Source organism: Lentzea sp. NPDC058450 (genome assembly GCF_042721395.1).
Classification (GTDB): Bacteria; Actinomycetota; Actinomycetes; order Mycobacteriales; family Pseudonocardiaceae; genus Lentzea.
The window spans coordinates 141,235-148,275 of sequence record NZ_JBHXLO010000026.1; the positions used below are offsets into that span (position 1 = coordinate 141,235).

Sequence of the window (7,041 nt, forward strand, 5' to 3'; positions counted from 1 at the left end):
CCGTAGCAGCGGCCGGGGTCGCTCACCTGAGACCTCTACAGCCTGCGCAGACCCGCCAGAACGCGTTCCATCAGCACGCCGTCCGGCCGGTCGCCGCCGAACGACGACGCCGTGCGGTGCACGTCGATCAGCCCGTGCCCGGCCATGTCGCCGAGCAGCACCTTCGTGACGCCCAGCGGCAGCCCGCGCAACGCGGCGATCTCCGCCACCGAGCGGGGCTGCGCGCACAACGCCAGCACGTCCTGGTGCTCCGGCCGGACCGCGGTGGACGAGAACTCGTTCACCGACACCAGGGTCTCGATCTCCAGGTGCACGTCGGACGTGGTGCGGCCGCCGGTCCACGCGTAGGCGCGGACGATCGACGACGACGCGTCGAAGCCGGTCTCCACCGACGGCAGCGGCGGGACGACCGGGAACGGCTGGAACGGTGCCGTGGCGTACGGGTCCGGCTGCTCCGGCGGCGGTTCGGGCGCGCGCTGCGCCTTCTTCTTGCCGCGTTTGCGGATCCGTTCGCTGTCGAAGCTGAAACCGCTGATCAGGTCACCGAAGTTGACCTGATCGTCAGGCTCTCTGCTCATGCGAGCTCAGCCCGCAGTTCCGGTGTGAGCAGCTGGCCCACCTGGCGGGTCACCACGGTCATCTCGTACGCGATCTGGGCGACGTCGGCGGACGACGACGCCAGCACCGCGAGGACCGAGCCGTCGCTGATCGCGGACAGCAGCATGACGCCCCTGTCCATCTGCACGACCGTGCGGACGACCGCCTCGCCGGCGAAGACGTACGACGCCGACTCGGCGAGCGAGACCACCCCGGCCACGATCGCCGCGAACTGCGGTGCGACGTGCTCCGGCAGCTTCGACGTCGAGATCAACACCAACCCGTCCGCCGAGATCACCACGGCGTGCTCGATGCCGGGTGTGCGTTCGGCGAAGTTGGTGACCAGCCAGCCGAACTGGTCCACCTGCGTGCTCATCGACTCTCCTGGTTTTCGGGAAGGCCGCGTTGCACACCCCGCTGGAAGGCGTTGAGGAAACCTCGGGCCGACTCCGGCGTCTGGCGTGCGGGTGCGGGGGGTGGCGGCGGTGCGGCGGCACGCGTCTGCTGGAACCACGACGCCTGCTGCCGTTCGATCGCCTCCCCTCGGAAAGACTCCCAGGACTCTTCCCGTCGTGGAGCCAGTTCGGCGGGAACCAACACGATCGCGCGAGTCCCCCTACCTTGTTTGGCGTCCAGACGTACCACGATCTGGTGGCGTGCGGCGAGCCTTCCGACGACGAAAAGTCCCATTTCGCGGGAGACCTGGACGTCCACGCCCTCTCCTGCGGCCTCGAGGCGGTGGTTCACCGCGGCGAGCGCCTCGGCGTCGATGCCGATGCCCTGGTCGATCACGTCGATCTGGACGATGTCGCCGGCCTCGATCGACGCGCTGATCGCGACCTGCGTGCCCGGCGGCGAGAACGCCGTCGCGTTGTCGAGGAGCTCGGCGAGCAGGCGGACCAGGTCGCTCGCCACGTAGCCGACGACCTCGGCGTTGGGCGCGGTGTGCACCATCACGCGTTGGTACTGCTCGATCTCCGCCGCCGCCGCGCGCAGCACGTCGGTGAGCGGGATCGCCTGGTGGAACCGCCGGGCCACGTCGCCGCCGGAGAGCACCATCAGGTTCTCGTTGTTGCGGCGCATGCGGGTGGCGAGGTGGTCGAGCTTGAAGAGGTTCGCCAGCTGGTCCGGGTCCTCCTCGAACTTCTCCAGCTCCTCCATCAGCTTGAGCTGGCGTTCGACGAGGCTCTGGCTGCGGCGCGAGAGGTTGACGAAGATGTTGCGCATGTTGGCGCGCATGCTCGCCTGCTCGATGACCGCCTTCACGGCCTGCTGGTGCACCTCGTCGAACGCGCGGGCCACCTGGCCGAACTCCTCGGTCGTGCCGACCGGCACGGCCTCGATCTCGGTGCTGCCGCGGCCGGTCGCGACCATCTCGGGCAGCTTGGTCCACGCCACGTCGAGAGCGGAGCGGCGCAGCGCGTTCAGCGAGCGCAGCAGGTAGCGGCCGACGACGAACCCGACCGTGGCCGCCAGGATCAGGCTGGCGAACAGGATCGCGGACGCAGTACCGGCGGCGTCGCTGGACTCGTCGCGCAGGCGGTTCGAGGTGTTCCGCAGGTCGTCCTGCAGACCCGTGATCACGCTGCCCATCGCGGTGACGACGGCGTCCGTGGCCTTCGTCCAGTCCTGCGTCGCGATCGGCAACGGCTTGGGCCTGTTGTTCCCGGTGGGAGGCAGGTCCGAGGTCGGGTGCAGCACGGCGGCGGCCAGCATCGTGCGCTGGGCCTCGATGTCCGGGCCGCTGAAGTTCTTGCCGTAGACCTTCATCTGGTCGGGCGTCGCGAGGGCCGCGAACTCGTCCGCGATGTAGCCGAGCTTGACGTTCGACTCGACCAGCGCGCGGACCTCGGCGTTGCTGAGCTGGCCGCGGGTGAGCCCGGACAGCACGACGGCCTGCTGGTAGAGCACCTGGTCGCGGACGTGCACCACGTGGTGCAGGCCCATCGCGGTGCGCAGCAGGGCGGCGTCGCCGAACTCGCTGGCCATCACCTCGTCGACGTCGAGCAGCGAGTCGGTGAGCTCGGAGTAGATCTTGATCACCGCGGGGATGTCGTTGCTGCTGCGGTCGCGCAACACCGTCAGGTCGCCGATGCGGTTCTGGACCTCGGTGATGCGGGCGGTCACGACCTCGCTGAGAGAGGTCCTGCCGATCTGGTCGCGCAGCACCGCGCGGGCGTCGTCGGTGCGCTTGCTCTGTTCGGCGAGGGCCTCCGGACCGACGCCCTCGGCGACGATCCGCCGTTCCGCCTGCACGCCCTCGATCACGGGGATGAGGGCGGCACGGACCTTCACGAGCCGTTGCAGTTCCGCGTAGGAGTCGGCGCGCTCGATCTGGGAGTTGATGAGCACGACGCCGGCGCCCACCGCGATGGTGACCGGAACGATCAGCACCGCGGCGAGCTTCACCGGCAGGCGCCAGTTGCGCCAGTTCGCGAGCGACTTGAACATCAGACGAAGAGCTTGGCCGCGTTCAGGAAGAGCCGGTACAGGCCGTAGGCGAGGGGCAGCCCCACCCACAGCCACGCACCGATGAGCAGCAAGCGTTGCTGGGAGCTCACTTCTTCACCACGCCTTCCGCGTCCTGCTTCTCGGCAGCGTCAGCGGCCTCTGCTTCGTTCCACTTCGCGACGGTGTCGTCGTCGCTCTGCGGAGCGGGGTTCTCGGACTGCTCCGCCTTCGGCTCGTGGAACTTCGGGTTGACCGGGCGGATCAACTCGTTCGCGACGAAACCGACGACCAGCAGCGAGATCATGATGTAGAACGACGTCGCGTACAAGTCCGGACCGGTGTGCCCGGCCTTCTTGCCGGCGTCCGCGATGGCGTTGACGATCAGCGGCCCCAGGACACCGGCCACGGACCAGGCCGTGAGCAGGCGGCCGTGGATCGCGCCGACCTGGTAGGTGCCGAACAGGTCCCGCAGGTACGCGGGGACGGTCGCGAAGCCCGCGCCGTAGAACGACAGGATCACCATCGCCGCGACCACGAACAGCGGGACGCTGGACGAGCCGATCGTGAGCAGCAAGAGGTACAGCAGCGCGCCCGCGCCCAGGTAGAGGCGGTAGATGTTCTTGCGCCCCACGATGTCCGAAGTGGACGACCAGACGATGCGACCGGCCATGTTCGCGGCGCTCAGCAGCGCGACGAAACCGGTGGCGGCCGCCGTGGCGACCGGCGTCGAGGACTCCTTGAAGAAGTCGACCAGCATCGGGGCGGCCTTCTCCAGGATGCCGATGCCCGCGGTGACGTTGAAGCAGAGCACGACCCACAGGAGCCAGAACTGCGGCGTCCTGATCGCGTTGTTCGCGGAGACGTTGTGCGGCACGGAGGCCTTGGGCCGGTCCTTGAGCAGCGCCTCCTTCTCCGCGGTGAACTCCGGGGAGGGCAGGCGGATCAGCAGCACGCCGAGGCTCATGAAGACCGCGTAGGCGAGGCCGTGCACGAGGAAGGCCTGGCCGATGCCCGAAGTGGTGGAGCCGAACGCCGCCAGCATCGAGGTCGACCACGGGGACGCGATCAGCGCACCGCCGCCGAAGCCCATGATCGCGATGCCGGTCGCCATGCCCGGCCGGTCGGGGAACCACTTGATCAGCGTCGAGACCGGTGAGATGTAGCCGATGCCGAGACCGATGCCGCCGACGACGCCGTAACCCAGCACGACGACCCAGTACTGGCCGGCCCACACGCCGAGCGCGGAGATCAGCAGACCCGAGCAGAAGGCGATCGTGGACATCAGCATGGCCCAGCGCGGACCCCGGCGCTCCACCGTCGTGCCGAGCACGGCGGCCGAGAGCCCGAGCATGACGATGCCGAGCTGGAACGGCAGTGCGGACTGCGTTCCCGTGATGCCGAGCGATTTCTCCAACGGCGTCTTGAAGACGCTCCAGGCGTAGGCCTGACCAATGGAGAGATGAATCGCCAGAGCCGCGGGCGGAACGAGCCAGCGGTTCCATCCGGGAGGCGCGACTTGGCGTTCGCGCGCTAAGAACCCCACTTTATCCCCAACCGTCACCACTTAATGCGGACCGATCGATCCTAGGACAGGTGCACACGTGCGACAACGGTCTTGACGAAGGCTTCAGGTGTTGCGCCGTGTGCAACTCTTGACCGTCCACTTGACACAAAGCCTGGTTCGAACCATTTGAGACGAATGGGCGCACCGGGTTTCAGTCCGGTTTCCGTCCGGTTGGGATCCGGCATTGGTCCGGTTTCGCCCGGTTCCTGGACGTCCACCACGTTGACTGCACACGTGAGAGCGCTACAGTGAGCCCGCACACGAGGGGCAGGGGCACATGACCAAGGCGATGAGGTCGCCTGGCGAAGCGCAGCACGAGTACCGGGAAATCCGGGGTTTCGCGTCGTTCGACGACCCCGAGACTTTGTCGTACGTCGATTCCGACGGCAACCCGAAGTACGCCGCGATTCGCGAGACCGAAGAATTCCGGACTCTCCGGCGCCGTCTCACGACGTTCATCTTCCCGATGACGGCGCTTTTCCTCGCGTCCTACCTGACCTTCGTACTGCTGTCCGCGTACGCGAAAGACTTCGTCAGCACCAAGGTGATCGGCGTGATCAACCTCGGCATCCTGCTGGGTCTCGGACAGTTTGTGACTTCGATCATCATCACGCTCGGTTATGCCCGTTACGCAAAGCGACGGCTGGACCCGCAGCGGAAATTGCTGGCAGAGAAGACAGGCGTCGAGGAGTAAGGCATGCCCACCACCGGCAACCCGGTGCTGAACCTCAGCGTCTTCGCGGTGTTCGTCCTGATCACCCTCTACATCGTCTACCGCGCGTCGAGCCGCAACGTGACGGCCTCGGACTACTACGCCGCGGGCAGCTCGTTCACCGGCGCCCAGAACGGCGTGGCCCTCTCCGGCGACTTCCTGTCCGCCGCCTCGTTCCTCGGCATCTCCGGCGGCATCGCGGCCCACGGCTACGACGGCTTCCTCTACTCGGTCGGCTGGGTCGTCGCCTGGCTCGTCGGCCTGCTGCTGATCGCCGAGGGCCTGCGCAACACGGGCCGCTTCACCGTCGGCGACGTCCTGGCGTTCCGCATGCGCCAGCGCCCGGTCCGCGCGGCCGCGGCGAACGCGACGCTGGTGATCTCGTTCTTCTACATGATCGCGCAGATGGCGGGCGCCGGCGGCCTGATCGCGTTGCTGCTGAACGTGACCTCGAAGTGGGGCCAGGCGATCCTGATCGCCGTCGTGGGCATGGTCATGGTGCTCTACGTGCTGGTCGGCGGCATGAAGGGCACCACCTGGGTGCAGATCATCAAGGCCGTCCTGCTGCTGCTCTGCGTGACGCTGATGAGCGTCTTCCTGCTGGGCAAGTTCGGCTTCTCGCTGTCGGCGATCATGGACCAGGCCACCGACAACAACAAACTCGGCGATGCGGTGCTCGACCCCGGCGCCAAGTACGGCTTCAGCGCGATGTCCAAACTGGACTTCGTGTCGCTGGCGCTGTCGCTGGTCCTGGGAATCGCGTCCCTGCCGCACGTGCTGATGCGCTTCTACACCGTCCCCAACGCCTCCGAGGCACGCCGCTCGGTCGTGTGGGCCACGTGGACGATGGTCATCTTCTACCTGTGCACCTTGGTCATCGGCTTCGGCGCCATGGCTCTTGTCGGTACCGACAAGATCGCCGCCGCACCCGGTGGCGAGAACTCCGCCGCGCCGTTGCTGGCGTTCGAGATCGGCGGAGCGGTGCTGCTCGGCATCGTGTCCGCCGTGGCGTTCGCGACGATCCTGGCCGTGGTGGCCGGTTTGACGCTGGCCGCGTCTGCGTCCTTTGCGCACGACGTCTACGCGAACGTGATCAAGCGCGGCAACGCCGAGCCCCGCCGGGAGATCCGGGTCGCTCGCCTGACCGCGGTGGTGGTCGGGATTCTGTCGATCATCGGCGGTATCGCGGCCAACGGGCAGAACGTGGCGTTCCTGGTGTCGCTGGCGTTGGCGCTTGCGGCGTCCGCGAACCTGTCGACGATCCTGTACACGATCTTCTGGCGGCGGTTCAACACCATCGGGACGTTGTGGAGCATCTACGGCGGGCTGGGGTCCTGTCTGGTGCTGATCATCTTCTCGCCGGTGATGTCCGGGGCGTCCACTTCGATCTTCCCCGATGTCGACTTCGCCTGGTTCCCGCTGGGGAATCCTGGGCTTGTGTCGATCCCGTTCTCGTTCTTGTGCGGGTTCCTGGCGACTGTGTTGTCCAAGCGGGAGCCGGAGTTGGATGAGCGGGCGGCTGAGATGGAGGTTCGGGCGATCTCCGGGATCGGTGCCCGCACTTAGGGGTCGGGTCGGCTTGCGTTGGCCGGTTCCTGTTCCAGCGGGGTTGGTTGCGTTTGGTTGGTTGGGCTGCGGTTGCGAGAGTTGGTTGCGCGGGTCTCGACGAAAGACCTGGGGTGTGCGATTGGGGCTTGACTTCGGGGCCCTTGCGAGG

At 67.2% G+C, this 7,041-nt stretch carries 5 protein-coding genes and 1 pseudogene; 2 read left to right on the forward strand and 4 right to left on the reverse strand.

Annotated elements, in window-relative coordinates; translation table 11 throughout:
- Positions 1-35: 35 nt before the first annotated feature.
- The 4 genes and pseudogenes from ACFWNN_RS32805 to ACFWNN_RS32820 form a co-directional block, all read right to left on the reverse strand.
- A complete protein-coding gene (locus ACFWNN_RS32805; protein ID WP_382443812.1) occupies positions 36-578 on the reverse strand; it encodes a DUF742 domain-containing protein in 543 nt (180 codons plus the stop codon).
- Entirely contained in the window at positions 575-973 is a 399-nt protein-coding gene (locus ACFWNN_RS32810) for a roadblock/LC7 domain-containing protein (RefSeq protein WP_382443813.1), read from the reverse strand. Before ACFWNN_RS32810 ends, ACFWNN_RS32805 begins: the two co-directional genes overlap by 4 nt.
- Positions 970-3,048 carry a nitrate- and nitrite sensing domain-containing protein gene (locus ACFWNN_RS32815; RefSeq protein ID WP_382443814.1) on the reverse strand — a complete coding sequence of 693 codons (2,079 nt, stop codon included), beginning with the start codon at positions 3,046-3,048 and terminating at the stop codon, positions 970-972. Before ACFWNN_RS32815 ends, ACFWNN_RS32810 begins: the two co-directional genes overlap by 4 nt.
- Positions 3,049-3,250: 202 nt before the next feature.
- A pseudogene (locus ACFWNN_RS32820) lies at positions 3,251-4,591 on the reverse strand (OFA family MFS transporter); the annotation flags it as partial.
- A 298-nt stretch (positions 4,592-4,889) separates the two neighbouring features.
- Here ACFWNN_RS32820 and ACFWNN_RS32825 point away from each other — a divergent pair.
- Together ACFWNN_RS32825 and ACFWNN_RS32830 are read left to right on the forward strand one after the other, a co-directional pair.
- Positions 4,890-5,306, forward strand: a complete 417-nt coding sequence (locus tag ACFWNN_RS32825; protein ID WP_382443815.1) for a DUF485 domain-containing protein — start codon at positions 4,890-4,892, stop codon at positions 5,304-5,306.
- Positions 5,307-5,309: 3 nt separating this feature from the next.
- Positions 5,310-6,890, forward strand: coding sequence for a cation acetate symporter (locus ACFWNN_RS32830; protein ID WP_382443816.1), 1,581 nt, complete (start codon positions 5,310-5,312; stop codon positions 6,888-6,890).
- The last annotated feature ends 151 nt before the right edge of the window (positions 6,891-7,041 follow it).

What these genes read in the sequence shown, in the direction of transcription:
- ACFWNN_RS32805 (WP_382443812.1), bottom strand. Translation starts at nt 578, where the DNA reads ATGAGCAGAGAGCCTGACGATCAGGTCAACTTCGGTGACCTGATCAGC.
- ACFWNN_RS32810 (WP_382443813.1), bottom strand. Translation starts at nt 973, where the DNA reads ATGAGCACGCAGGTGGACCAGTTCGGCTGGCTGGTCACCAACTTCGCC.
- ACFWNN_RS32815 (WP_382443814.1), bottom strand. Translation starts at nt 3,048, where the DNA reads ATGTTCAAGTCGCTCGCGAACTGGCGCAACTGGCGCCTGCCGGTGAAG.
- ACFWNN_RS32825 (WP_382443815.1), top strand. Translation starts at nt 4,890, where the DNA reads ATGACCAAGGCGATGAGGTCGCCTGGCGAAGCGCAGCACGAGTACCGG.
- ACFWNN_RS32830 (WP_382443816.1), top strand. Translation starts at nt 5,310, where the DNA reads ATGCCCACCACCGGCAACCCGGTGCTGAACCTCAGCGTCTTCGCGGTG.